Origin of the sequence: Qipengyuania sp. NPDC077410, from assembly GCF_044543405.1 — a bacterium.
Classification (GTDB): domain Bacteria; phylum Pseudomonadota; class Alphaproteobacteria; order Sphingomonadales; family Sphingomonadaceae; genus Qipengyuania; species Qipengyuania pacifica.
On the sequence record NZ_JBITWB010000001.1, the window covers coordinates 245,635 to 267,678 of the forward strand.

Sequence of the window (22,044 nt, forward strand, 5' to 3'; positions counted from 1 at the left end):
CGGACGCGAATAGACTTTCCGGATTATTGTGCACTGCACAAAAAATCCTTGACTTCGCGGGTGCAATGCCTATTTTGTGCAGTGCAACAAAGCGAGGTCTCCCATGGCTGATAGCCAGAGTAAAATCGATGCGGCCGCCGAAAAGGCATTTGCCGACGCCGCCGAGAAAAAGACCGCGGATTCGGCCAAGCAGCCGGTAGACGCCAAGGCAGTCGAAAAGGCTGTCGATGCCGGAGCTTCCGCTCCGGTCAAGGCCGATGCCGTCGCCAAGGCCGTTGCTGCCGAGCCCGCCCCCAAGGCGAAGGCATCTGCAGGAAAGACCAAGCCGAAGAAGGCACTTGCAAAGAAGAAGAAGGCCGCACCGAAAACCGCTGCTGCCAAGACTACACCGGCGTCCTCGACCAAGGGCGCTCCTGCCAAGGCGACACCCGCCAAGCGCAGTTCGATTTCCCAGTTGAAGGATACGATCATGGCCACTGCCAACAAGACCACCAATATCGAATATACCGCCAAGGCGAAAGAAATGGCTGCCGACATGCAGACCCGCGCCAAGGCCGCTTATGAAAAGGGCACCGAAATGACCAAGGACGCCGTCGAGTTCCAGAAGGGCAACATCGAAGCGCTGGTCGAATCGGGCAAGATCCTGGCTGCCGGCATGCAGGACATGGGCCGCACCTATATGGACGAAGCCAAGTCGGCTGCCGAAACCGTCCAGGGCGACGTCAAGAAGTTCGCTGCGATCAAATCGCCGACCGAACTGTTCCAGCTGCAGGGCGAAATCGCCCGCCGCAATTTCGACGCCATGGTTTCGACCACGTCGAAGAACACGGAAGCCATGCTGAAGCTGGCCAACGAAGCCTTCGCACCGGTTTCGAACCGCATGAGCCTGGCCGTCGACAAGGTTTCGAAGGCCGCCTGAGCGCGTTCGACCGAATTCAATTGCGCCGGGCCCTCTCTCCTCTCTCCCAAAGCCCGGCGAATTGGACACCGTGGGCCGGATGGTTTCGAACCATCCGGCCCATTTTTTGTCGTTTACGCCGCGCAGCCGTGCTTTCTTGTCCTGCAAATGGCTTTGCTGGCCGCTGACGCCTTGCGATTTGGCAAACCGATACGATAATGGGTCACGTAATGTTTTATTCCCCGCCCCGCCTGCCCGTCCGCGCCGCCGGAAACGACGACGAATCGCGTGACGGCGAAGGCCAGCTGGGTATTGCCACGAAGACCCGGGCCAAGCCCAAGAAGCCGAGCCAGTACAAGGTTTTGCTGCTGAACGACGATTACACGCCGATGGAATTCGTCGTCATCGTGCTGAAGCGGTTCTTCAAGATGGACATGGAAGAAGCGACCCGGGTGATGCTGCATGTTCACCAGAAGGGCGTGGGCGTATGCGGGATCTTTCCGTACGAGGTCGCCGAGACCAAGGTCCATCAGGTGATGGATTTCGCGCGGCAGAACCAGCACCCGCTGCAATGCACGCTCGAAAAGGCCTGAATGCCCGGCCACACCCACGAAGGGCATGACCTGCGCTCAAAAGCGCGCTAGGGCCGTGGTCCAAGACAACTGATCCGGCGAAATCTTGCTCAAGTTCCTGCCCAGCATCGACCGTTACATCTTCAGGCTCGTCATCGTGCCGATGCTGTCGGTCTTCGCCATCGCGGCATCGCTGCTGGTGCTCGACAAGATGCTGCGGCTGTTCGATTTCGTCGCGGTCGAAGGCGGTCCTGTCGGCGTCGTGTTCAAGATGCTGATCGCGCTGGTGCCCGAATATGCCAGCCTGGCCATTCCGCTGGGACTGCTGCTGGGCGTTTTGCTCGCCTTCCGCAAGCTGGCGACCAGCAGCGAACTCGACGTGTTTCGCGCCGTCGGCCTCGGCTATGGGCGATTGCTGCGCGTGCCGTTTGCGATCACGGCCGTGCTGATGATCGTCAATGTGGCGCTGGTGTTCTTCATCCAGCCGGTCAGCCGTTATTATTACGAGCAGATGGAATACGAACTGCGATCGGGTGCGCTGGGCGCATCGATCAAGGTGGGCGAATTCACCACGCTGGCCGACCGGATGGCGCTGCGGATCGACGGCAGCGAAGACGACGGACGCCGGCTGCAGGGCATTTTCGCCCGCGTGGCGAACGACAAGAACCAGGTGCTGTCGATTTCCGCCAAGGAAGGCGCATTCCTGGCAACGTCCGACAATCCCGACACGATCATCCTGCGCCTGACCAATGGTACCATCGTGCAGGAAACCGGCAGCCAGACGCCGCGCGTCCTTACCTTTACCCGGCACGATCTGCCGATCGACCTGCCCACGGTCGACCAGTTCCGTGCCCGCGGCGATGCCGAACGCGAATATATCCTGCCCGAACTGCTGCGGATCGGGTGGAATTCATCGCTGCCGGAAGGGCAGCGCGACGCTAGCCAGGCAAGTTTCAACTTCCGGCTGGTGGAAGTGGTGATGATGGCGCTGATGCCGCTACTGGCCGTGGCGCTGGGCGTACCGCCCAAGCGATCTACCAGCGCGCTGGGCGTTTTCCTGTCCATTGTGATGGTGGTCGCCTATCACAAGGTGAACCAGTACGGCGAAGATGTCGCCGCGCTGGGCCGGGTCGATCCGATCCTGGCATTGTGGGGGCCATTCTTCCTGTTCGCGGCACTGATCATATGGATGTACTGGCGGGTGGCGCATGTACCCGGCGGGCAGGCCATCGGTGCGCTGGAAATCTGGTTCGAGAAGATGACCAAGCGGATCGGCAGGCTGTTCCGTCGCCGTTCGGTCAAGATCGATCTGGCTGCGGCCGAATAACGGGATCCGATGCAACTCGACTTCTTCCCCTCGCGCACGCTGACCGTCTATCTGGCAAAGCTCTTCACCGTCCGCATCGCGGCGATGCTGTTCGTGCTGGTGCTGGTGCTGCTGATGCTGGACCTGCTGTCGAAGAGCGGCGAAATCCTCGCCGTACCGGGTAACGGGCAAGGCGAATTGCTGACCTATGCGGGATTGCGCGTGCCGCAGCTTATCTCACGCTTCCTGCCCTATTCCGTGCTGCTGGCGACGCTGATCACGCTGGTGACGCTGAACCAGAACAGCGAGGTGATCGCGATGAAGGCGGCCGGCCTGTCGGCGCATCAGGTGCTGGCGCCGCTATTGCTGACGGCAGGCATCGTGTCGGTGGCGACCTTCGTCTTCAACGAACAGGTCGTGACGAAATCGACCCAGACGCTGAAGGCGTGGGAGGCGGTCGAATACGGGCCGATCCCGACGGAAAGCGGGGTCAAGACCAATGTCTATCTGACCGATGGCGACAATATCCTGACCGCCGCCTATGTCGCCGGATCAGGCGAGGCGATCGCCATGCGCAAGGTGACCTGGTACCGGCGCAATCCCGACGGGATGATCGTGGAACAGATCGATGCCGACCGGGCACGCTATGCCGGGCCGGGATGGCGGCTCGAAGGGGGACTGACCCGTTTCAACGTCCAGAATGCCGTGACCGACGATCCGGCCAGCGTCGTGGTGGGCGAAGGCCTGCTGCCCGAACAGATCGACCTGGCGAAGATCGACCCCGATGGCGAACCCTTCTGGACGCTGGGAAGCTCGATCGCGGAATTCGAACGCGCCGGGCGCCGCACGTCCGAACTGCGCGCGAAATGGTGGCACAAGATTTCCGGGCCGCTCTCGGCTTTCCTCATGCCGCTGCTGGGCGCTGTCGCCGCTTTCGGACTGGCGCGGTCGGGCCAGCTGTTCGTGCGCGCGGTGATCGGGATGGCGCTGGGCTTTGCCTATTTCGTGGTCGACAACGCAGCGCTGGCCATGGGCAGTTTTGGCGGCTATCCGCCCTTCCTTGCAGCCTGGTCGCCGTTCCTGCTATTCCTGCTGATCGGGGAAACCGTGCTTATCCGCACGGAAGAATAGGCCGGGAAAAAGTTTGGTTTACCCTGTCGATGGCAGGGTGAAATGCGAAGGCCGTTCCCACCCACCGAGGGGAGCGGCCTTTTTGCTGCGCAGCGCGCCGTCAGCCGCGCGGGCGCATGGTGTTGCGCGCGATCCGTGCGACCAGCACGCCCATCCCGGCATGGTTCGCACCGTGATAGCTCGAAGTATTCTCCAGCTCCGCCACCAGCCGGCGGTGCGCTTCGGGGAGGGAGTGATAGGGCATCGAGGGCATGAGATGGTGCAGCGCATGATAGCGCAGGCCCACGGGGGCCCACAGTTCGGCGATGCGTCCGGGCGGCGGCACGTTGACGCTGTCGAGGAACTGCGCGGTGACAGTCATCGCGTCGCCTTCGTTCTCCCACAGATGCGCGACCAGCGTGCGCAACTGGTTGAGCACGGCAACCACGGAGAAGATCGCCAGGGCCACCAGCAAGGGCTTCCAGCCGAAGGCAAAGATGCTGCCGATCAGCACCCAGCTCCACAGCATACCGCCCAGCTCGAGCCAGAACACCCGCCGCGGCAGATCGCCTTCGGGCGGGCGGCGGCGGAATTCGGGATTGATCGCCAGCGCACTGAAACGCTGCCACGTCAGCTGGCGCACGGGCGGAAAAAGCGCGCCCAGCGGCACCAGCATGGCGAAGCGGAACAGCAGCGCAGCAGGCGCAAGAAGCGCGACGAGCACGAAGGTTGGCAGGCTGAGTGGCTTCATCAGCGCCAGCGGCAGATATTCGGGATCCGCGGTGGTCCCGTATTGCGTGCGCTTGTGATGCAGCGTGTGCACCTGTTCGTACATGAAGGAAGGCGTCAGCATCGGGACACCGACAAGCGCGTTCCATGCGGTGCTGAAACCCGGCAAGGCGCCGTTTCTGAAATGCGAAATTTCGTGGATGAACAACAGCGCACGATAAAGCGCGAGCACCGCCAGAACGCCCAGACCGACGGCAAAAGGCACGCTTTCGACCAGAATCGCGCCCGCCAGCAGGCCATAGCCGACCAGCGCCGATCCGATCATATCGGGCCAGTAGATGTCCGCCCGATGTTCGGAGATGTCCTTGGTCAAGTCGCGCGCGGCCCGGAGCATCGCCTTGTCATCCGGAATTTGCGCGTGCCAGCCCGATCCCGCGTCACGACGCGAGACGATATCGGCGGCCGAAATCTGTGTCTGTTGCACGTTCATTATTAAGCTTCCCGGGAGGCCTTAGCCGAAATAACGCGAGCGATACAGCACCCGCTGTCGATCATAGTGATCGCACATCCGCGTTTCCTTGACAAAGATCAGCTAGCGCACTCAGGGCTAACGCAATCTGAACGAAGGTATTGCGCGAATGTCCGAAGCAAATGTGGTGATTGAACTGGTCGAGGGCAAGGCGGGGCGGGCGGCCTTCGTCGACACCGGTCGCGACTTTGCGGCGCGTGAACCACACTGGGTCCCGCAACTGCGCTCCGAACAGCTAGAACTGGTCAATCCGGAAAAGAACCCGTTTTTCGGCCATGCCGCACACCAGCTTTTCCTGGCCCGTCGCGGCGGCAAGCCGGTAGGCCGCATTTCCGCGCATATCGACCGCCTGGCGCTCGAACTGCCGCGCGAGCAGGGATTTGGCCCGGGTGCAGGCATGTTCGGCTATTTCGACGCCGAGGACGAAACCGTCGCCCATGCTCTGCTGAAACGCGCCGAAGAATGGCTCGCCAGCCAGGGCATGAACCGTGCCATCGGGCCGATATCGATGTCGATCTGGGAAGAACCGGGTCTGCTGGTCAAAGGGCAGGATCACGATCCGATGATCATGATGGGGCACCACCCGGCCATCTACCGCGAATGGATCGAAAGTGCAGGCTACTCGCGTACGAAGACGTTGCTGACATACGATCTGGACGTAACCAGCGAATTTCCGCCGCTGATCCGCCGCATCGTGCAGTCGGGGCAGCGTAACGACCGCATCACCCTGCGGCCCGTCGATGTGAGCCGATGGGACGAGGAAGTGGAAACTATCCTCGCCATCCTGAACGATGCGTGGTCCAACAACTGGGGCTTCGTGCCCTTCACCAATGCCGAGATCGCCTATGCCGGCAAAAAACTGAAGCCGATCATCCACCCCGATCTCAATCTGATCGCCGAACTGGACGGCAAGCCGGTCGCGTTTATGCTGACGTTCCCGGATATGAACGACGTGCTGCGCAAGGTGGATGGCAAGCTGTTTCCGTTCGGCTGGTTCCATATCCTTCGCTGGTTACGCAAGCCGCGGCGGATGGGCATGCGTGTACCACTCATGGGCGTGCTTCGAGAGCTGCACAATTCGCGGCTCGCCAGCCAGCTGGCCTTCATGATGATCAGCCAGATCCGCGACGTGGCGGTAGACAAATACGAGACCCGCCGGGCGGAAATTGGTTGGATCCTCGACGACAATCAGGGGATGATGGCGATTGCCGATGCCATCCAGAGCACCATCAATCGCGAATATGCCATTTTCGAAAAGTCGCTGAACTCCTGAGAGTTATCGGCTGTCGTATTTGTGCCACGGCGTGGAACTGAAATGCAACTGCCGGGAACCCCGGCGGCCACCATCCCGTTGTTGGATGAAGCGCGGCACTCGCCAATTTCAAGAGACCCGATGAAGCAGCAATCCGTTACGACCGCGCGTAAGAAGCTGCCTGCCTTTGTGCTGGTGGTCGAAGATGACGCGGTGCTGGGCCTCACGATAGAGAATGCGCTGCTGGATGCCGGCGTGAAGCAGGTCGCCTTGTCGACCTCTACCGAAGAGGCGATGGAACATCTTCGCGACGAGCGCCCCGATGCGATCGTGCTGGACGTTCATCTGGCCGACCGAGACGACGGCTGGGCGATTGCCGAACTGGTCCGCACCCTTGGGCCGGACAGCCCGCGCATCATCTTTTCGACCGGTGCGCCGCAGGACATTCCCGAAGATATCGCCGCGCTCGGCTGCGTTCTGGAAAAGCCTTACGATGCCGCCATTCTGGTCGATTTGCTGCGCGAACCCGAAAAGAGGGGGCTTATTTCCCGCCTTCGCGACGTTCTTCGTTAGCTTCCACAGCGCGTAGCAGGCTGCGCATCATGTCACCGCCGACACGGCCTGCTTCGGGTGCCATCTTCCGCAATGTGAGAGCGGGATCGATATCCTGCGCTTTCTCACCCGCCATATCGGCGGCAGCCTGCGCCAGCGGGGCGATCGGCATGTCGAGCAGCACTTCGGTCATTGCCTGCATCATCAGCTTCATTTCGCGCTGGCGCTCCGGGTCGCGCAACTGGTGGCTCAGATCGCCAAGTGCCGCCACTGCATCATCCACATTAGCCTGCGCAATGGCAGGAGCGGGCAACGCGAGCGCACCGAGCATCACGGGAAGTACGAGTTTGCGCATGAAAGACCCCGGCGAAATCTGCGATTCGGTCAGCGATCTAGGCCGCGCGCGGTGACTTTTGTCTGAACGCACCTTCACAGCCCCGATGCGTCCAGCATCATCAGGCAGGCGGGCATAACCTCGTCGATCCGTTCGGGCGTATCGAGCAGATCCGCGCTCTCCCTTTTCACGAGCGCCATGATGGTTTCGCGATCCGCGCCGAGATCGTCCATCAGCCGTGCAGTGGCGCGGACGAAGAATTCCTGCCCCCGGGGCGCCATGGCGGGATACTGCGCTGCCGCAGCGTCCCCATCAGCCTGCTGGCGATGAACGATGCCGAAGGCGACCGAACAGCGCAGCGCGCTCGATTGTTCGAGCGTAAGTTTCGGCAGCGGCGGCGCGCCGGTCGTCGCTTGGGCGAGTGTCAGGGCGATGGGGGCGAGAAAGGTCAGCATGACGCGCTTCTAGACCTGCCAGTCTGAACCGCAAGCGACCAGCGCCAATCGCGGCTTGCCAGCCTATGGCGAGCGCTTAAGGTGGCGAATCGAAACTCAAAGGAGAGAGTACCGGATGTACAGTCACATGATGGTGGGTTCGAACGACATCGATCGGTCGAAAACATTCTACGACGCGACCTTCAAGGCGATCGGCGGAAAGGAAGCCATCGTCGACGACAAAGGGCGCCTTATGTATCTTCATAACGGCGGTGCTTTCCTGGTCACCAAGCCGATAGACGGCAAGGACGCCACCCCCGGCAACGGCAGCACCGTAGGGTTTGCGATGACGCCGGAGCAGGCGGATGCATGGCACGCCGCTGGCGTGGCGAACGGCGGCACCGCGATCGAGGACCCGCCGGGCGAACGCCCCGGTTCGGGCATGTATCTCGCCTATTTGCGCGATCCCGATGGCAACAAGCTGTGCGCCCTTCACCGCATCGGATCGTAAAACCACGTGCAAAGAGGCGAAGCGGGATTGCTGGCCGACCTGGCGACGCTTGCGATCCCGTTTGCCGCGCATGAGCATGCCGCGGTTTTCACCGTCGAGGAGAGCCGGTCGATCGACGCGGATATTCCCGGCGCCCACACCAAGAACCTATTCCTGAAGGATGCAGGCGGGGCTTTCTGGCTGGTTACTGTTCCCGCAAAGGCCCGGGTCGATCTGAAAGCCCTTCCCCATGCCATCGGCTGCAAACGCGTCAGTTTCGGCAAGGCCGACGATATGGAGCGCCTGCTGGGCGTAGCGCCCGGATCTGTGACGCCGCTGGCGATGATCGAGGCGCAGCCGGGCAGCATCACCGTGGTGGTGGACGAGGAACTGGCCAGAAGCGACCGGATGAACGTCCATCCCTTGCGCAATACCGGGACATTGGGCCTTGCTGGCGCCGACGTGCTCGCGCTGGTGCGGCACTGGGGTCACGACCCGGTGGTGGCGGCCGTACCGAAGAAGTCGGCCTGAAGGATCAGCGCGAAAGTTCGAAGACAGCGAATTCGGCGCGCATATTGGCGCCCGCCCGCGATACCGGCCGCTTGCCGGCAAAATACCAGTCCCGCACGATCGTGGCGCCTTTTTCGCGCGCAAGTTCGCGAAAATCGTGGACCGTGACGTGGTGGATGTTCTGCGTTTCATACCAGCTTACCGGAATGCTCCGCGTCACCGGCATCCGCCCGCCGAACATCAGCGCCGCGCGCGTGCGCCAGTGGGCGAAATTGGGAAAGCTGACGAAGGCCCGCGTGCCCACCCTGAGCAATTCGTCGAGCATCCGGTCGGGCCGCGAGGCGGTCTGCAGCGTCTGGCTGAGGACCGCATAATCGAAGCCCTTGTCGGGATAATCGCCGAGGTCGCTGTCCGCATCGCCCTGCACCACCGAAAGGCCCTGCGATACGCAGCGCTCGACACAGGCGCCGTCGATCTCGATCCCGCGCACGTCGCAGCCCTTGTTGCGCAGAGCCATCATCAGCACGCCGTCCCCGCAACCGATATCCAAAACCCTGCTGTCGGGCGTGATCCGACTGGCAATCGCTGCCAGATCGGGACGTTGATCGATTGCCGCCACGCTCATCCCAGGAACCCCCCGATCACCCGGTCAAGCGCCGGCACATCGAGCAGGAAACTGTCATGCCCATGCGGTGCAGACAGTTCGACGAAGCTGACCGCAGCCCCTGCAGCATTGAGCGCATGCACCACATGGCGACTTTCGCTGGTTGGGTAGAGCCAGTCGCTGTCGAAGCTGACGAGGCAGAAACGCGCATCCGTCCCGGCGAAAGCATCGGCCAGTTTGCCGCCGTGTTCTTCGGCCAGATCGAAATAATCCATCGCCCGCGTGATATAGAGATAGCTGTTGGCATCGAAGCGGCGGGTAAATCCGCTGCCCTGATAGCGCAGATAGCTTTCGACCTGAAAATCGGCATCGAAGCCAAAGCTCTTGGCCTCACGATCCTGAAGGTTGCGGCCGAACTTGCCCGTCAGCGCCTCTTCGGAAAGATAGGTGATATGCGCTGCCATGCGCGCAACGGCCAGGCCGTTGTCCGGCCCATCGCCGCCGTAATAACTCCCGTCCTGCCAGCGCGGATCGGCCATGATCGCCTGACGGCCAAGTTCGTGAAAGGCGATATTCTGCGCCGAGTGCCGGCTGGTCGATGCAATCACCAGCACGCGGCGCGCCCGATCGGGCCAGTTCGCCGCCAGGCTGAGGGCCTGCATCCCGCCCATCGAACCGCCGACCACGGCGTGGAGCGTTTCTATATCGAGCATATCCAGCAACCCGATATGCGCGCGGACCATGTCGCGGATGGTGATGACGGGAAAGCGCATGGCGTAAGGATGGCCATCGCTCGCCTCGCTCGCCGGGCCCGTAGAACCCATGCAACTGCCGATGACATTGGCACAGATGATATGAAAACGGTCCGTGTCGATCGGCTTGCCCGGCCCGACCATCCGTTCCCACCAACCGGGCTTGCCCGTTATCGGATGCGGAGAGGCGACATACTGGTCCCCCGTGAGGGCATGGCACAGAAGGATCGCGTTCGACCGGTCCGCATTCAGTTCGCCATAGGTTTCAAACGCCAGTTCCACGCGCGTCAGTTCGCCCCCGCCATCGAGCGGCAGCGAACCGGGGAGCGTCAGTGTTTGCGAGTGGGCGTTCAAATCGGACCTTGGGGTGAAACAATCAAACCCTGTCTCTATCGCCTAGCCTTGCGCTTGTCGAAGGGCCGATATTCTTTCATGCGAAGAAACTGACATGGCAGCGAGCGAGAAAATGGACCGGCCCAACATGAAACCCTGGATCGAGGGCATCCATGCCTATGTTCCGGGCAAGTCCAGGGGTGAGGACGGGCGCAAGCTGATCAAGCTGTCGGCCAACGAGAACCCGATGGGTTGCAGCCCGGCTGTGCTCGCCGCTCTGGCGCAGGGGCATGAACCCAGCCTCTACCCCGACCCCGACGCCACGGCGCTGCGCGAAGCGATCGGCGCACTTCACGGCATCGATGCGGCGCGGATCGTGTGCGGCACCGGTTCTGGCGAATGCCTCCATGGCGCGGTACAGGCGTTCGCGGGCCCCGGCGACGAGGTCCTGTTCCCGCGCTATTCCTTTTCGCTCTACCCCCTGCTTGCGCACAAGGTCGGCGCGACGGTCGTGCTGGCTGAAGACACGGATTATGCGCCCGACGTGGACAAGCTGCTCGCCGCGGTGACGGAGCGCACACGGGTCGTCCTGCTTGACAATCCCAACAACCCGGTCGGCACATGGCTGTCGCGTGACGAAGTCGCCAGACTGCATGCCGGGCTGCCGACGAATGTGCTGCTGGTGATCGACCAGGCCTATGCCGAATTCCTCGACGAAGGCGAGGACGATGGGGGTATGGATCTGGCCGCGAACAACGACAATGTGCTCGTTACCCGAACATTCGCCAAGGCCTATGGCATCGCGGGCGAACGCGTGGGCTGGGCGACCGGTGCGCCGCATCTGATCGATGGGCTGAACCGGCTGCGCGGGGCGTTCAATATCACGGCGAGCGGGCAACGTGCAGCGTTGGCGGCGCTGTCCGACCAGAGCTTCGTCGCCGCGTCGCGGGATGCGAACATTGCGGCACGCACCCGCTTCGTCGGACAGATCGAGGCGCTGGGAAATCATGGCCTTCGCGCGCTGCCGAGCAAAGCCAATTTCGTGTTTGTCGTATTCGAGGGCGCGCTTGCGGCGGAAACTGCGCTGCAAGCCATCGCCGCGGCCGGCTACGCCGTGCGCCATCTGCCCGGCCAGGGCCTGCCGCAGGCGCTGCGGATCACCATCGGCACATCGGCCCAGATGGACGAGATCGCTGCCGTGCTGCGCGGTCTTTGTGGAGCGCAGGCATGACTATCGAACGCGTCGCCATCGTCGGGCTCGGGCTGATCGGCGGATCGGTCGGGCTGGCGGTGCAGCAGATGCTACCCGGCATGACAACGACGGGATGGGATGCCGATGCCGATGTGCGCCAGCGCGCAGCCGGGCGCCGGCTTGTGGGCGAGGTCTGCGACACGGTTGCCGAGGCGGTACGCGGGGCGGATCTGGTGATCCTTTGCGTACCCGTCGGCGCGATGGGCTATGCTGCCGAAGCGATCGCACCGCATCTCAAACCCGGCACGATCGTCAGCGACGTCGGATCGTCCAAGCGCAGCGTTGGCGACGCCCTTGCGGCTGCCCTTCCGAATGCCATCGTCATTCCCGCGCACCCCGTTGCCGGGACGGAGAATAGCGGGCCGGATGCCGGATTTCCCGAACTTTTCCGGCATCGCTGGTGCATCGTCACGCCCGACAAGAATACACCGCCGGACGCTGTGGACGCGCTCACCCGGTTCTGGGAAGGATTGGGGGCGACGGTGGAGATCATGGATGCCGAACATCACGACCTCGTGCTCGCGGTGACCAGCCATATTCCGCACCTCATCGCCTATACGATCGTAGGCACAGCCAGCGATCTGGAGGATGTGACGCGGGGCGAGGTGATCAAATATTCGGCCGGCGGGTTCCGCGATTTCACGCGTATCGCCGCCAGCAACCCCACCATGTGGCGCGATGTCTTCCTGTCCAATCGCGATGCCGTGCTCGAAGTACTGGGCCGCTTCACCGAAGATCTCAGCCGCCTTCAGCGCGCCATCCGCAATGGCGACGGCGACACGCTGTTCGACCTGTTCGACAAGACCCGCACCATCCGCCGCTCGATCATCGAGGAAGGCCAGGACGATGCCAGACCCGATTTCGGACGCGGAGATCATTGAAGCGCTGCATCGTCAGGGGAATTGTACCGTCTCGGCGCGCCCATTAACCATAATGATACCCCCATTTGCGGGTCTGGTAAGAAGGCTGGGACGTTATATTGTCGACTGACTGAGCTCGCTTGCACATCAACAACCTCGGAGCCATGTCTGATGGCGATTCGCATGTTTTTCCGGGATTTCGCGTTTTCGGCAGGCGAGTTGCTTCTACCCAAATCGATCCGGAACAAAGGCGCGCTGCTCGCGATGAGGCGCCTAGCGAGTGCGTGGGCGAGAGACGGTTATGTCCTGTCCTATCCAAAGTCCGGCAGAACCTGGCTTCGAACGATGCTCGGCAGCATGGTGTGCGCTCAATATGGGCTCAAGGTCGAAAACCCGATGGAGCTTCAGCACTTCTGGAAACTTTCGTCAGACATTCCGAATATCGGCTTCACTCATGACGACAGCCCCAACCTCAAGTTCGGGCACGAGGTAGAAGAAGACAAGTCCCGCTATCGCAATAAGCGGGTTCTGCTACTCACGCGCGACCCGCGTGACGTTCTGGTATCCTACTATTTCGACGCCAAGAACAGAATGAAGGTGATCGATTGCGACATCTCGACCTTCATTCACGAAGAAAAGGGCAGCATCGACGCAATCGTAGCGTTCTATAATGTCTGGGCCGATGCGCGTTATGTGCCGCGTGATTTCCTCTGGGTTTCTTACGAGGAAATGCATGCAGATCCTCGGCAGGTCATCCGCAGCACGGCGAAATTTCTCGGTCTTCCCGATCCGGACGAAGCCCTGCTTCGGGAAATCGTCGAAAAGGCATCGTTCCGAAACATGCGCAAGGCCGAGCTGCATGACAGCTTCCGCCATGAACGCCTACGCCCGGCAGATCCGCATAATCCGGAAAGCTTCAAGGTACGCCGAGGGAAAGTGGGCGGCTATGTCGATTATCTTTCCAGCGAAGACATCGCCTATGTCGATGCCTACATAGACCGGCACCTCCATCCGTTCTTTGCCTGTTATTACAGCAAAGAGAAGGTGGCGCTCTCCGGGAAGGAACTTGCTCCCACCACAGGACAGATCCAGGCACCTACCATCGCCAGTATTGGACTGGCGCAGAACACCGAATTGCGTGCGAGCAACGACAACCATCGCCGCGAGCGATTCATGCGGCTGGCCGCAGCAGTCGCCTTGTTCGCCAGCGGTTGGATCGCCAACGAGCTCGATGCGAATTTCGCACCGCCCGCGAGCGCGGCATCGCTTATCAGTGAAGCACAGGAAGCCTATGTCGCGAGCAGCGTGCGCGCGAAAATGGTTTCGCAAATAGAGACCAGCGCCGTCGACAAAGGCGAGATTTTCGATGCCACCGGTGTCGATCTGCCCGAAATTCCCGTCGACTGGGTCGTGACCGATGCCCAGCTCTACCCTTCCGATCTGGGAAATTCGGTCGTCCTGACCATGGTCACGGCAGATGACGAGCGAGTATCCCTGTTTGCAGCAGAAGAAGACACATCCATCGGCGACAGCCCTTCGATGGAGCTGAACAACGGTGTTCCGGTTGCGTACTGGGAAGATGGCGAGGCCGCGCTCGCCTTGGTCGGCGAGATTGAGGGCACCCGATTACTGGAGCTTGCAACTACTCTCGATCGCGAATCCTAGTCCCTGCCTCAGCAGATCATAATCGAGGCGCGATATCAGAGCCCCTCTTCATTGAGCGCGTTGATTGCCGCGAGGACGCGTTTTTCGATCTCGGGACGGGGCAGCCCCGGCGGGATCGGCTCACCGAAGCGGTAGATGATCCGGCCAGGCTTTTTCAGCCGTTTATGGTAGACCGGCCCGCTATTCACGGCGACGGGGACCACTGGCAGACCGAGCATCTTGTAAAGTCCGGCAAAGCCCGATTGCAGCGGGCGTACTTCGCCATGGGGTACGCGCGTGCCTTCGGGGAAGATCACCAGCGGGCGTCCGTCAGCAACCAGTGCCTTGGCCGATCGGATCATCTGCATTAGCGCTTTGGCGCCAGCCTCGCGGGCCACAGGCACAAGGCCGAAAGACGCAGCGGCGCGGCCCCATAGCGGAATGTTGAAGAGTTCCTGCTTGGCGAACACGCTTGGCGTGTCGAACAGGGCAGGCGCATCGATCGCCTCGAAGAAGCTCTCGTGCTTGATCGCATAGAGCACCGGTTCTTCAAGCGGGGCGCCTTCCAATACCAGTTCGCAACCGAGCAGATTGACCAGACACCAGCGCTGCCACTGCGCCCAGTTGCGCACGCGCCGACGGAAGGCCTCGACGCTGAAAGTCAGGGCGATAAGCGATGCGGAGGTGATCAGCAGGCTGCCGATGTAAAAAGCGAAGTAAAAGGCGATATTGCGGATGAGGCGCATCACGGATCAGCTCGGCAAGCCTTGCGACACCACTGCGGCGAGCAACTTGTTATATTCCAGAAACAGCGTCGCCAGGCTGGGGTGGGACGAGACGGCATCCTCGACTACGCGGATATCGGGTGGCAGCGTTTCTTCGAATTCCGAACTGGCGCGGGCCATGTGCCAATCGGTCGTCACCAGACGGACGGAGGTAAACTTGTTTTCACGCAGCCACTGGGCGGCTTCACCCGCATTGGTGCGCGTATCCACGGCAAGGTAGCCGAGCTTTACGCAGCATTCCATCGTGCCGCGCGACACGTCGAATTCAGCTGCAAATTCGGCGGGACGAACCTCGGGATCGACACCGGACACGAACATTTCCTTCGCGAGCCCCTGATCCACAACCGACAGGCCGCGCGCAATCCGGCCTGGACCACCGGTCAGTACGATGACGGCATCGGTCGGCTCGCCCGCGAGGGGCTTTGGCAGCGAAACGGCAAAGCCGAGGAAGCCGAATGCGTAAACCAGCAAAGCGGCGGCAAAGAAACGGAGGATCACAGAATTTTCCTGAGCGTGGCAAGCACGGTGAACCGCGCCGTCAGCACCGCTAGAACAACCGCCCCCACGGGGACAAGTGCCAAGACCAGCCAGTCCGACATTTGCAGCCCGCCCCCTGCAACCAGGCCGGAATCGAGCGCCGAGAACTGCAGGCCCATCAGCCAGACCGCTGCAGCGCCGATCACGAAGCCGAGCGTTCCGCCGACTGCCGCATCGGCAAGGATGGATCGCTGGAAGATCCGCGCGATCTGGTCGTCGTTACCGCCAAGCAAGTGAACGATCTCGATCGTGTCGCGATTGGTGCCGAGCGCATTGCGCGCTGCCAGCCAGACGGCGGCTGCCCCGGTGAAGGCCAGCAGGCCGATCAGCCCCAATGCCGCCCAGCCCAGTGCCGACAATGCAGACAGAACCGGCGCAAGCCATTGCGCCTGTGCATCGATACGCGCGGCGGGCGCACGCTCGGCCAGCAGGTCGCGCAGCCGTTCGAGTGTCGCCTCGTCGGCGTCGTCGGTCAGCCGCAGATCGATCAATGCCGGGATAGGGACGGTATCCTGTGGGTTGTCGGTACCCAGCCAGGGTTCGAGCAATTGCTCGACAGTTTCCCGAGGCACGATCTCGAGTTCTTCGACAGCGCCGTCCTGCGACAAAATGGCGGCGGCCTCCTGCGCCTGTCGGTCGCGCTGGCGCGGATCGGCTTCGACGATCTGAACTGTTGCGCTGCCTGCCAGATCGCCGCGTGCCCGATCGGATAGATTGTCCAGCGCCAGCCCTCCGCCCGCGGCAAGCACGGTCAGCGCCACCATGATCGCGATGACCCAAGGCATCGGTCCGCCCAGTCGTGCACGGGGCAGCAGATGCGCAGCGCGGCGCCCCCGAAAGGGCGCGAGCCCGCGTTCCACAGCCCGGGTGAGCGCCGGCGGCTTGGTCATGTACCGGCCCCGACCCGGCGCGGGGGATAGCGAAGGGCGCCGGTCGGATCGGCCAGCATTCCCTTGTCGAGCCGCATGATCAGCGAATCGGGAACCTTGCGCAGCAAATGCACATCGTGGGTCGCGACCACCACGGTGGTGCCCAGCCGGTTGAGCGCTTCGAACAGGCGGATGAGCTTGAGCGCCATTTCGGGATCGACGTTTCCGGTCGGCTCGTCAGCCACCAGCATGTCGGGCCGTCCGATTACCGCGCGAGCAATGGCGACACGCTGCTGCTCGCCGCCCGAAAGAATGGCGGGCCGCGCATCGGCCCGCTGCGCGAGCCCGACCCATTCCAGCATGTCGGCAACTGGCGCCTGCAAATCCGCTTCGCGCACGCCGGCAACGCGCAGGGGCAGGGCGACATTGTCGAAGGCAGACAGATGGTCGACCAGGCGGAAGTCCTGGAACACCACGCCCATGCGCCTGCGATAGGCGGGCAGGCGATCGCGCGGCAGCGTGATCACGTCAGTGCCGAACATCCGGATCGCCCCGCGCGAGGGACGCTGGGCGAGATAGAGCAGCTTGAGCAAAGACGTCTTGCCGGCCCCGCTGGCTCCGGTGAGAAAATAGAAACGGCCCGGGAACAGAGTGAACGATACGTTGGACAGCACTTCGCGATCAGTACCGTAACGCAAGCCGACATTGTCGAATTGCACGATCTCATCTTCGGCCATGCTCACTGCCCGGCCAGTGGGATAAAGAGAAAAGGAGCACCCGCCATCGTCGCAAACAGCCTATAACCACGCTTGCATGTGGAAAAAAGCGGTTCTTGCGCTTTGCGAACAGGCCCGTCGCTTGTCGTGATTCGCATGGCACCTTAAGGCTTGGGTCATCATGATCATTGCCTGTCCTGCCTGTGCCACGCGCTACGTCGTTCCCGACAGCGCTATCGGTATCGAAGGGCGGACCGTGCGCTGTGCGAAATGCAAGCACAGCTGGTTCCAGGATGGGCCCGATGCGGATCGGCTCGCGGCAGTTCAGGATATTCCTGCGCCGTCACCCGCACCGCCCGCTCCGCCGCCGGCGCCGCCCAAGGCTTCGCCACCCCGCACCAGCGCAGCGGTCTACACCGATCCCGCAGTGGCGGATCGCGGAAATCGGGCTCCCGCAGCAGAAGAGATGCCGCCGCGGGATGGACCGGATTTCGACGAGACTGCCCCGCCCTATGGCGATGTGCAGGACGATCTGCCTCCTCCCCCCAGGCCGGAAGACGAGCGCGGGCCGTCGCGCTTCGATCATGCCCCGCCCTTCAGGCGGCGGCTCAACATCAATCGCCTGTGGACCTGGGCGGCAGCGATCTTTGCGGTGATCGCCCTGGGGACCGTGGTGGCGGTCAATTACGTCGGCGTGCCCGAATGGGTGCCGGTCACGCGTCCACTGTTCGGCGCTGCCCAACCCGATCTCGAACTATCGTTCCCCGTCGAGCAGCAGGAACGACGCACGCTTCCCAACGGCACCGAGTTTTTCGGGGCGCGGATCATCGTCAAGAACACGGCGCGCGAAACCCGGCCAATCCCGCCGATCCTGATCGTTTTGCGCGATCAGCGCGAACGGCAGGTCTATAGCTGGGTCGTGCAGCCGCCGCAGTCGAGCCTTGCGCCAGGCGAGGATCTGACGATCAATGAAGCGGTAACCGACGTGCCCAAATCGGCGGTTTTCGCCGATGTGGGCTGGGCACCGCGCTAGGTTTCCATTTCACGCAATAAAGATGCTTGCCGGGGCGATGCACCGCTGCTAGTGGCGCGCTCCTACCGACGGGGGCGACGCCAAGCGGATTCGCTCCCGAGCAGACTGTGTGCGGTCGTGGCGGAACTGGTAGACGCGCAACGTTGAGGTCGTTGTGGCCGCAAGGCCGTGGAAGTTCGAGTCTTCTCGACCGCACCAAACAGTCCATCCCCCTGACAATCGGCTCCGACGACGGAGCCATCGGATGGCGTTGATCGCGGCGCCGCGTTGACCACGGATGCGCCGCTCGATCGCGTGCGGCCGGCTTCGATCGAGGTGCTGGCGCGGCGTTGATCCTATTCAAACTCAGCCATAGCGAGTGCGCGGCCCTGCTATTGAGAGCCATTATCATTGACGGCACCGTGCGATCCACCTAGGCGACTTGCGAACGATTCGCAGGAGGGTGTTCGTGAGGGGTTATCTATCGATCGGTGCGGCGGCTGTGGCTTTGCTTCATGCGCCGGCTGCAGCGGGACAGGTCAAACAGCGTGATGCGGGTCAAGGCCCGCAGATCGGCGCGGCAGGTGCAGCCCTGCGTAATGCGCCGGCTGCAGCGGAGCCGGTCGAACAGCATCAAACGGCCCCAGGCTCGCAGAACGGTGTGGGCGCCATTTCCGATGACGATGCGGATGCCATCGTCGTCACCGGGCGCGCGCAGAAGCTGTACCGGGTGGAAGAGACCAGCTCGGGAAAGCTCGACACCCCGCCTCTCGAATCCAGCCTCGTCATCACAACGATCACGGAGCAATTGATCGAAGATCAGGGCGCGCGGGATGCACAGGATCTCTATCGGAACATTTCCGGCGTGAGTTTCTTCTCCTACGCCGGGGTGACGGCGCGCGGCTTCCGGCAGGAGGAAATCTTCTATGACGGGCTGCGCGGCGACCCCTATGCCGGTTTTTCCGTTCCGCAGCTGTTCAACGTGCAGCGGGTCGAATTCCTGAAGGGACCGAGCGGAATGCTCTATGGCCCCGGCGCTCCGGGCGGCCTGTTCAACTACATCACCAAGAAAGCGCAGGCCGACAGGTTCGAAGGTCAGGTCAAGGCGATCGCCGGCACCGAAGATCGCTGGGGCGGTTCGGCCGAACTCAACGTGCCGCTTGGTCGAGGCTTCGCTGCACGCGGCGGCCTGTTCTACGAAGATCGCGGCACCTTCCGGTTCAATGCCGCTTCGCGCACGCTGATTGCCGATGGCGGGGTGTCGTTCGATCCCGGTCCGATCCGTGTGGACATCCAGGCGACCCACTACGACCAGGAGCTCGACGCCAACCGCATCCGCGGTGTGCCGGTGGATAATAACGGCAAGTTCCTCACCGATCGGCGGTGGAATCACAACGAGCCGGGCGATTTCCTGAATCTCGAATCCGATGTGTTCCAGATGCGCCTCGAAGCCGAACCGTTCGATGGTCTCTCGCTCGATGCGACGGCACGCTACAACAATGCGGTCGAGGTGCAGAACTATCATGAGCCGCGCGGCCTGTTCGATTCCGACGGGGACGGCGTGATCGATGCGTCGATCCGCGAATTTCGCGACCAGATGCGCACGCAGGAAACCTGGTCGTTCGGGGGCAATGCGGTCTGGGCAACGCAACTGTCCGACACGATCGGAAACCGTGTGCTTGCCGGGTTCGACCATTTCATTTCGGACCAGTATTTCCAGGGCCGCTCGCTGCGCGGGACAACGCAGGCCACACCCGGCCTCCCCAACCCCATCAGCCTGTTCGATCCGCAATACGGCCTGTCCGACCCTGCAACCTACGAGCAGGGGCCGTTCAATGTGACGCTGACCGAAGGGACGCGCACCGGTTATTACCTGTTGAACGAACTCACGATCGGCAGTCTCATACTTACAGGGGGTATTCGCCGCGACAGCTTCCGCGACGATGCCGACGGAACGGTGTTCGAAGACAAGGAAACGACCTATCGCGCAGGTGCAGTCTATCGGATCACAGACGATATTTCCGCCTTCGGGCAATATGCCACCAGTTTCGAGCCGCAGAGCGCGAGTTCGCAGAACCCGCTGGCCGGCGGCCCGTTCGCACCGACCGAGGGCGACATCTACGAGGGTGGGCTGAAAACCGCGCTGATGGGCGGCCGCATACAATCGTCCCTTTCCGCCTATCGCATTCGGCGCACGAATATCCTGCAGACCGACCCACGGGGCGATATCGGCGATGACGGGGTCGACGATCTCGTGTCGATTGGCGAAATCACCAGCAAAGGGATCGAGTTCGATCTGGCGGCGGACATCACGCCCGATTGGGTAGTCACGGTTGCCTATGGCTATAACGACACCCGCATCACTGCGGACAATGGCGGTGGCGGCTTTTCGAACGCTGTAGGCGACCGTTTCGCCAACGCACCGGAACATCAGCTCGGCTTCTGGACCCGCTATCAGTTTCCCATGCTCGGTCTGGCGGCGGCAGTCGGCGGCGATTACGTATCGAGCCGGGTGAGCATCGATGGCCAGCCGGTCAATGCGTACATGGTGTTCGACGCCTCGCTCATCTACGAGACCGGCCCGATCAGGGCGATGGTGCGCGTCGACAATCTGTTCGACAAGACTTACGCCGCCTCGGGTTTCATCTCGCGCACCGGACACTTCCCCGGCGAGCCGCGTTCGGCCTTTCTCGAAATCGGCTACCGCTTTTGATGGACATGGCGCGCACGCTCGATAGCGGGGTACGCCCGCTCGACAAATCCGAGCCCAGGCCCAAGGCTGCGCGCATATGGTGGGTCGTGCATCAGTGGACGGGGCTGAAGCTCAGCCTGTTCATGACTTTCATTCTCTTTACCGGGACGCTGGCCGTGTTGAGCGCGGAAATCGACTGGGTCCTCCAGCCGAGCCTGCGGGTTGCGCCCTCCACTGTCGAAGGCCCGGTCGCCTGGGCGGACATCGCCGAGAATGCGTCCGAATATCCCGGGGTTTCAAAGGTCACATATATCAACGCGCCAACCGCTTCGGCCTTTGCAGCGAAGGTCACGGTCGAGAACAAGAATGGCGAGCTGTTCTTCCTGCACGCGCATCCCACGACCGGCGAAATTCAGGGAACCGGCCCTTGGGCAGGCGCGCAGCGTGTGCTCAGGAACATGCACCGCCATCTCAACTTGCCCACGTGGCTTGGCGTGCCGATCGTCACATCGCTCGCCTTCCTGTTGCTGATCACCCTGATCACGTCCTTCTTCGTGTACAAGAAGTGGTGGAGGGGCTTTGCCAAGCCGCTGCGCAAACGCGACGCCCGTACGTGGTGGGGCGACTTTCACCGCCTGGCAGGGGTGTGGTCGCTGTGGTTCGTCGCGCTGATTTCGTTGACCGGCGTTTGGTATTTCATTGAAAGCCTGGGTGGCCAGGCTCCTCCCCAACCGAAGGTAGAACGCGAAGCCGTCGCCGGCGAGCGGACCGGCAGCGGAAACTTGCGTGCATCAATCGATGCCGCGCTCGCAGCCTATCCGGGCCTTCGCGTGGAGGCGATAGCCTTGCCCACCGACGATGCGGTACTTCAGATCAACGGCGTTTTCGAAGCGGTGCTGGTCCGCCCACGTTCGAACGCGGTCTATGTGGACACCAACACGAACGAGGTGCTGCTGACGACCGATGGACGCGATCTCAGCCTTCACCAGCGCATCGGCGAAATGGCAGACCCGCTGCATTTCGGATCTTTCGGCGGCTACTGGACCAAGCTGGTGTGGTTCCTGTTCGGTCTGGCGATGACGGCGCTGTCCGTTTCGGGGGCCGCCATCTATTCGTTGCGGATCGCACGCGAGCGAGGTGACAGGGTAGCGATCCGGCGGGGCTTTACAGGCATGTGGCAGGGCATGGGCCGCTGGCGTGCGCTGTCGGTGGCGCTCATCGGGATCGGGTTTATCCTGATCGCCTTCCTGATCCTGGGCATCCAGTAGCCCG

Annotated in this window: 23 protein-coding genes and 1 tRNA gene; 15 read left to right on the forward strand and 9 right to left on the reverse strand. The window is 62.2% G+C overall.

Annotated features, from left to right (window positions below; translation table 11 throughout):
- Window positions 1-103 precede the first annotated feature (103 nt).
- From ACIGGE_RS01250 to lptG, 4 genes are all read left to right on the forward strand, one after another.
- Window positions 104-919: a phasin family protein gene (locus tag ACIGGE_RS01250; RefSeq protein WP_272019822.1), complete on the forward strand. Its 816-nt coding sequence runs from the start codon at window positions 104-106 to the stop codon at window positions 917-919.
- 209 nt (window positions 920-1,128) lie between these two features.
- Window positions 1,129-1,491, forward strand: coding sequence for an ATP-dependent Clp protease adapter ClpS (clpS, locus tag ACIGGE_RS01255; protein WP_196846962.1), 363 nt, complete (start codon window positions 1,129-1,131; stop codon window positions 1,489-1,491).
- A gap of 85 nt (window positions 1,492-1,576) precedes the next feature.
- Window positions 1,577-2,797: an LPS export ABC transporter permease LptF gene (lptF, locus tag ACIGGE_RS01260; protein ID WP_103022248.1), complete on the forward strand. Its 1,221-nt coding sequence runs from the start codon at window positions 1,577-1,579 to the stop codon at window positions 2,795-2,797.
- 9 nt (window positions 2,798-2,806) lie between these two features.
- Entirely contained in the window at window positions 2,807-3,907 is a 1,101-nt protein-coding gene (gene lptG, locus ACIGGE_RS01265) for an LPS export ABC transporter permease LptG (protein WP_103022247.1), read from the forward strand.
- A gap of 100 nt (window positions 3,908-4,007) precedes the next feature.
- Here the strand turns inward: lptG and ACIGGE_RS01270 are convergent, their stop codons facing one another.
- Complete coding sequence (locus tag ACIGGE_RS01270; RefSeq protein WP_397489186.1) at window positions 4,008-5,105, reverse strand: fatty acid desaturase family protein; 1,098 nt, start codon at window positions 5,103-5,105, stop codon at window positions 4,008-4,010.
- Window positions 5,106-5,253: 148 nt separating this feature from the next.
- Between ACIGGE_RS01270 and ACIGGE_RS01275 the strand changes: the two genes are divergently transcribed.
- Both ACIGGE_RS01275 and ACIGGE_RS01280 read left to right on the forward strand, forming a co-directional pair.
- Complete coding sequence (locus ACIGGE_RS01275; RefSeq protein ID WP_397489187.1) at window positions 5,254-6,417, forward strand: N-acetyltransferase; 1,164 nt, start codon at window positions 5,254-5,256, stop codon at window positions 6,415-6,417.
- A 120-nt stretch (window positions 6,418-6,537) separates the two neighbouring features.
- Window positions 6,538-6,969 carry a response regulator gene (locus ACIGGE_RS01280; RefSeq protein WP_272019826.1) on the forward strand — a complete coding sequence of 144 codons (432 nt, stop codon included), beginning with the start codon at window positions 6,538-6,540 and terminating at the stop codon, window positions 6,967-6,969.
- On the opposite strand, the gene ACIGGE_RS01285 is transcribed toward ACIGGE_RS01280, so the two are convergent.
- Both ACIGGE_RS01285 and ACIGGE_RS01290 read right to left on the reverse strand, forming a co-directional pair.
- Entirely contained in the window at window positions 6,938-7,303 is a 366-nt protein-coding gene (locus ACIGGE_RS01285; RefSeq protein ID WP_397489188.1) for a hypothetical protein, read from the reverse strand. The genes ACIGGE_RS01280 and ACIGGE_RS01285 overlap by 32 nt on opposite strands.
- A 74-nt stretch (window positions 7,304-7,377) precedes the next feature.
- Window positions 7,378-7,737 (reverse strand): hypothetical protein, encoded by a 360-nt coding sequence (locus ACIGGE_RS01290; RefSeq protein WP_397489189.1) that lies wholly within the window; start codon window positions 7,735-7,737, stop codon window positions 7,378-7,380.
- Between the two features lie 115 nt (window positions 7,738-7,852).
- Here ACIGGE_RS01290 and ACIGGE_RS01295 point away from each other — a divergent pair, with 115 nt between their 5' ends.
- Both ACIGGE_RS01295 and ACIGGE_RS01300 read left to right on the forward strand, forming a co-directional pair.
- Window positions 7,853-8,227: a VOC family protein gene (locus ACIGGE_RS01295; RefSeq protein WP_375245368.1), complete on the forward strand. Its 375-nt coding sequence runs from the start codon at window positions 7,853-7,855 to the stop codon at window positions 8,225-8,227.
- 27 nt (window positions 8,228-8,254) lie between these two features.
- The gene (locus ACIGGE_RS01300; RefSeq protein ID WP_397489190.1) at window positions 8,255-8,737 is read left to right on the forward strand and encodes a prolyl-tRNA synthetase associated domain-containing protein; all 483 of its coding nucleotides are present in this window, start codon (window positions 8,255-8,257) and stop codon (window positions 8,735-8,737) included.
- 4 nt (window positions 8,738-8,741) lie between these two features.
- Here ACIGGE_RS01300 and metW read toward each other — a convergent pair whose 3' ends face one another.
- Both metW and ACIGGE_RS01310 read right to left on the reverse strand, forming a co-directional pair.
- On the reverse strand, window positions 8,742-9,341 hold the full coding sequence (gene metW / locus ACIGGE_RS01305; protein WP_103022239.1) for a methionine biosynthesis protein MetW: 600 nt from the start codon (window positions 9,339-9,341) through the stop codon (window positions 8,742-8,744).
- On the reverse strand, window positions 9,338-10,426 hold the full coding sequence (locus ACIGGE_RS01310) for a homoserine O-acetyltransferase (RefSeq protein WP_301642118.1): 1,089 nt from the start codon (window positions 10,424-10,426) through the stop codon (window positions 9,338-9,340). The genes metW and ACIGGE_RS01310 overlap by 4 nt, the downstream gene beginning before the upstream one ends.
- 94 nt (window positions 10,427-10,520) lie before the next feature.
- Between ACIGGE_RS01310 and ACIGGE_RS01315 the strand changes: the two genes are divergently transcribed.
- The 3 genes from ACIGGE_RS01315 to ACIGGE_RS01325 all read left to right on the forward strand — a co-directional run bounded on the left by ACIGGE_RS01315 (window position 10,521) and on the right by ACIGGE_RS01325 (window position 14,182).
- A complete protein-coding gene (locus ACIGGE_RS01315) occupies window positions 10,521-11,636 on the forward strand; it encodes a pyridoxal phosphate-dependent aminotransferase (RefSeq protein ID WP_397489191.1) in 1,116 nt (371 codons plus the stop codon).
- On the forward strand, window positions 11,633-12,538 hold the full coding sequence (locus ACIGGE_RS01320) for a prephenate/arogenate dehydrogenase family protein (protein ID WP_397489192.1): 906 nt from the start codon (window positions 11,633-11,635) through the stop codon (window positions 12,536-12,538). Before ACIGGE_RS01315 ends, ACIGGE_RS01320 begins: the two co-directional genes overlap by 4 nt.
- A 162-nt stretch (window positions 12,539-12,700) precedes the next feature.
- Entirely contained in the window at window positions 12,701-14,182 is a 1,482-nt protein-coding gene (locus ACIGGE_RS01325) for a sulfotransferase domain-containing protein (RefSeq protein ID WP_397489193.1), read from the forward strand.
- A gap of 35 nt (window positions 14,183-14,217) precedes the next feature.
- Here the strand turns inward: ACIGGE_RS01325 and ACIGGE_RS01330 are convergent, their stop codons facing one another.
- The 4 genes from ACIGGE_RS01330 to ftsE are packed head-to-tail and all read right to left on the reverse strand — an operon-like array spanning window position 14,218 to window position 17,089.
- Window positions 14,218-14,907, reverse strand: a complete 690-nt coding sequence (locus ACIGGE_RS01330; protein WP_397489912.1) for a lysophospholipid acyltransferase family protein — start codon at window positions 14,905-14,907, stop codon at window positions 14,218-14,220.
- 6 nt (window positions 14,908-14,913) lie between these two features.
- Complete coding sequence (locus ACIGGE_RS01335) at window positions 14,914-15,444, reverse strand: YdcF family protein (protein WP_196846976.1); 531 nt, start codon at window positions 15,442-15,444, stop codon at window positions 14,914-14,916.
- Window positions 15,441-16,373, reverse strand: coding sequence for a cell division protein FtsX (locus ACIGGE_RS01340; RefSeq protein ID WP_397489194.1), 933 nt, complete (start codon window positions 16,371-16,373; stop codon window positions 15,441-15,443). The genes ACIGGE_RS01335 and ACIGGE_RS01340 overlap by 4 nt, the downstream gene beginning before the upstream one ends.
- A complete protein-coding gene (ftsE, locus tag ACIGGE_RS01345) occupies window positions 16,370-17,089 on the reverse strand; it encodes a cell division ATP-binding protein FtsE (RefSeq protein ID WP_397489195.1) in 720 nt (239 codons plus the stop codon). The genes ACIGGE_RS01340 and ftsE overlap by 4 nt, the downstream gene beginning before the upstream one ends.
- A gap of 160 nt (window positions 17,090-17,249) precedes the next feature.
- On the opposite strand from ftsE, the gene ACIGGE_RS01350 reads away from it, so the two are divergent.
- From ACIGGE_RS01350 to ACIGGE_RS01365, 4 genes are all read left to right on the forward strand, one after another.
- Window positions 17,250-18,101, forward strand: coding sequence for a zinc-ribbon domain-containing protein (locus ACIGGE_RS01350; RefSeq protein ID WP_397489196.1), 852 nt, complete (start codon window positions 17,250-17,252; stop codon window positions 18,099-18,101).
- A gap of 111 nt (window positions 18,102-18,212) precedes the next feature.
- A tRNA-Leu gene (locus tag ACIGGE_RS01355) sits at window positions 18,213-18,299 on the forward strand.
- A gap of 250 nt (window positions 18,300-18,549) precedes the next feature.
- Window positions 18,550-20,793 carry a TonB-dependent siderophore receptor gene (locus ACIGGE_RS01360; protein WP_397489197.1) on the forward strand — a complete coding sequence of 748 codons (2,244 nt, stop codon included), beginning with the start codon at window positions 18,550-18,552 and terminating at the stop codon, window positions 20,791-20,793.
- On the forward strand, window positions 20,793-22,040 hold the full coding sequence (locus tag ACIGGE_RS01365; protein WP_397489198.1) for a PepSY-associated TM helix domain-containing protein: 1,248 nt from the start codon (window positions 20,793-20,795) through the stop codon (window positions 22,038-22,040). The genes ACIGGE_RS01360 and ACIGGE_RS01365 overlap by 1 nt, the downstream gene beginning before the upstream one ends.
- Window positions 22,041-22,044 lie beyond the last annotated feature (4 nt).

What these genes read in the sequence shown, in the direction of transcription:
- ACIGGE_RS01250 (WP_272019822.1), top strand. Translation starts at nt 104, where the DNA reads ATGGCTGATAGCCAGAGTAAAATCGATGCGGCCGCCGAAAAGGCATTT.
- clpS (WP_196846962.1), top strand. Translation starts at nt 1,129, where the DNA reads ATGTTTTATTCCCCGCCCCGCCTGCCCGTCCGCGCCGCCGGAAACGAC.
- lptG (WP_103022247.1), top strand. Translation starts at nt 2,807, where the DNA reads ATGCAACTCGACTTCTTCCCCTCGCGCACGCTGACCGTCTATCTGGCA.
- ACIGGE_RS01270 (WP_397489186.1), bottom strand. Translation starts at nt 5,105, where the DNA reads ATGAACGTGCAACAGACACAGATTTCGGCCGCCGATATCGTCTCGCGT.
- ACIGGE_RS01275 (WP_397489187.1), top strand. Translation starts at nt 5,254, where the DNA reads ATGTCCGAAGCAAATGTGGTGATTGAACTGGTCGAGGGCAAGGCGGGG.
- ACIGGE_RS01280 (WP_272019826.1), top strand. Translation starts at nt 6,538, where the DNA reads ATGAAGCAGCAATCCGTTACGACCGCGCGTAAGAAGCTGCCTGCCTTT.
- ACIGGE_RS01285 (WP_397489188.1), bottom strand. Translation starts at nt 7,303, where the DNA reads ATGCGCAAACTCGTACTTCCCGTGATGCTCGGTGCGCTCGCGTTGCCC.
- ACIGGE_RS01290 (WP_397489189.1), bottom strand. Translation starts at nt 7,737, where the DNA reads ATGCTGACCTTTCTCGCCCCCATCGCCCTGACACTCGCCCAAGCGACG.
- ACIGGE_RS01295 (WP_375245368.1), top strand. Translation starts at nt 7,853, where the DNA reads ATGTACAGTCACATGATGGTGGGTTCGAACGACATCGATCGGTCGAAA.
- metW (WP_103022239.1), bottom strand. Translation starts at nt 9,341, where the DNA reads ATGAGCGTGGCGGCAATCGATCAACGTCCCGATCTGGCAGCGATTGCC.
- ACIGGE_RS01315 (WP_397489191.1), top strand. Translation starts at nt 10,521, where the DNA reads ATGGCAGCGAGCGAGAAAATGGACCGGCCCAACATGAAACCCTGGATC.
- ACIGGE_RS01320 (WP_397489192.1), top strand. Translation starts at nt 11,633, where the DNA reads ATGACTATCGAACGCGTCGCCATCGTCGGGCTCGGGCTGATCGGCGGA.
- ACIGGE_RS01325 (WP_397489193.1), top strand. Translation starts at nt 12,701, where the DNA reads ATGTTTTTCCGGGATTTCGCGTTTTCGGCAGGCGAGTTGCTTCTACCC.
- ACIGGE_RS01330 (WP_397489912.1), bottom strand. Translation starts at nt 14,907, where the DNA reads ATGCGCCTCATCCGCAATATCGCCTTTTACTTCGCTTTTTACATCGGC.
- ACIGGE_RS01340 (WP_397489194.1), bottom strand. Translation starts at nt 16,373, where the DNA reads ATGACCAAGCCGCCGGCGCTCACCCGGGCTGTGGAACGCGGGCTCGCG.
- ftsE (WP_397489195.1), bottom strand. Translation starts at nt 17,089, where the DNA reads ATGGCCGAAGATGAGATCGTGCAATTCGACAATGTCGGCTTGCGTTAC.
- ACIGGE_RS01350 (WP_397489196.1), top strand. Translation starts at nt 17,250, where the DNA reads ATGATCATTGCCTGTCCTGCCTGTGCCACGCGCTACGTCGTTCCCGAC.
- ACIGGE_RS01365 (WP_397489198.1), top strand. Translation starts at nt 20,793, where the DNA reads ATGGACATGGCGCGCACGCTCGATAGCGGGGTACGCCCGCTCGACAAA.